This window comes from Frankia tisae, from assembly GCF_025403405.1.
In the GTDB taxonomy this organism is placed as follows: domain Bacteria; phylum Actinomycetota; class Actinomycetes; order Frankiales; family Frankiaceae; genus Frankia; species Frankia tisai.
In genome coordinates, this window is the sequence record NZ_JANEZT010000644.1 from 1 (window position 1) to 1,851 (window position 1,851).

Consider the following 1,851-nt stretch of genomic DNA (forward strand, 5'->3'; position numbering starts at 1 on the left):
CCCCTCTGACCCCTCATCTGGCCCCCACCTGATGGCGGGTCGTTGTCCTGCCCGGCCTCAGGTACAGGGCATGGACCTGACCCGGGGGCATGGCCCCGACCCGGGACGGATGTCCACCGAGGGTGGTCCGAACGGCCCCCGGGTAGGCAACCTCTGGCGGTCGTGAGATCGCCGACGGACGGCGAGCATGACGAAGGAGAACCATCGAACGCCTGTGTTCGACTGTTCGACGGTGGAACGGGGCGTCGACCGTCAGGATCGTGAGACTTTCACGCAACCCGGGGAGAGGCCATGACCGTCCAGTATGTGCGGGATGCGCTGCCCGGCGCAGGAGCCGGCGACAGCCGCAACGCCGGCGCCTCGGCGCCGCCCGGCACCTCGTCGCCGGGCGTCCCCTCGGCCGGTGCCAGCCACCAGGCGGGGGACGCGACGGCCCCGGCCGGGCCGGCGCCGGCCGGGGGTGCGTCCGTGCCGCCCCGGCTGGACGCCCCGCTGCTCGCCGAGCTCGCCGCCTGCGAGACCCGCGAGACGCACAGCGCCGTGCTGTATCTGACCGCCGACCGCGTCTACAAGCGGAAAAGGCCCGTCAACCTGGGATTTCTTGACTTCACGGAACGACGGACCCGGGAGGCGGTGTGCCTGGCGGAGGTGGCGCTCAACCGCCGCCTCGCCCCCGACGTCTACCTCGGCGTCGCCGACCTGCGTGACGACTCCGGTGAGGTGATCGACCATCTGGTCGTCATGCGGCGGATGCCGGCCAGCCGCCGGCTGTCGACCCTGGTGCGCCGCGGCCACCTGCTCGGCCCCGCGCTGCGCTCGGTCGCCCGCGCGCTGGCCGTGTTCCACCAGCGGTGCGAGACGTCGCCGCTGATCGCCACCGCGGGGGAGCGGGCCACCCTGGAGGACCTGTGGCGGGAGGGGATGACCGGCATCGCCGCCTACCGCGGCACCCAGCTCGACGCGGCGGTCGTCGACGACATCGGCCGCCTGGCGCTGCGCTACCTCGCCGGGCGCGCCGAGCTGCTCGCCGAACGCACCCGGGCCGGCTGGATCCGCGACGGGCACGGCGATCTGCTCGCCGAGGACATCTTCTGCCTCGACGACGGTCCCCGCATCCTCGACTGCATCGAGTTCGACCCGCGGCTGCGCTTCGGTGACGTCCTTGGCGACGTCGCTTTCCTCGCGATGGACCTGGAGCGACTCGGCGCCCCCGAGGAGGCCGCCGAGTTCCTGGAGGCCTACCGCGAGTTCAGCGGCGAGGTGCATCCCCGGTCGTTGCAGCACTTCTACGTGGCCTACCGGGCGTTCGTGCGCGCGAGGGTGGCCTGCGTCCGCGGCGGGCAGGGCGATCCCGACGCCGCGGAGAACGCCCGCCGGCTGCTCGCCGTCGCCCACCGCCACCTGCGGGCCGGCCGCGTCCGCCTCGTCGTCGTCGGCGGGCTGCCCGGCACCGGCAAGACGACGCTGGCGAGCCGGCTGGCCGAGGTCGGCGACGGCTGGGTGCTGCTGCGTTCCGACATCATCCGCCAGGAGCTCACCGGCGAGCTACCCGCCGAGGCGATCCCGCAGCAGCCCGCCGGCGCCTCGTCGCCGACCGGGGGTGACGCCTCGACCTTCGACGCCCAGTTCGGGGTCGGTCGCTACGCCCCGGAGATCACCGACGCGACCTACGCCGAGATGCTGCGCCGGGCCCGGGCGGCGCTGTGCCGCGGGGAGAGCGTGGTGCTTGACGCATCCTGGTCCAGCGCGCGCCACCGCGCCGCCGCCGCCGAGGTCGCCGCCGACGTCTGCGCCGACCTGGTACAGCTGCACTGCGTGACCGCACCCGAGGTCGCCGCGGCGCGCATCGCC

At 74.1% G+C, this 1,851-nt stretch carries 1 protein-coding gene; it reads left to right on the plus strand.

Annotated elements, in window-relative coordinates; translation table 11 throughout:
- Positions 1 to 291: 291 nt before the first annotated feature.
- A partial coding sequence (locus NBZ85_RS30800; protein ID WP_261563388.1) for a bifunctional aminoglycoside phosphotransferase/ATP-binding protein occupies positions 292 to 1,851 on the plus strand: 1,560 nt, incomplete at its 3' end.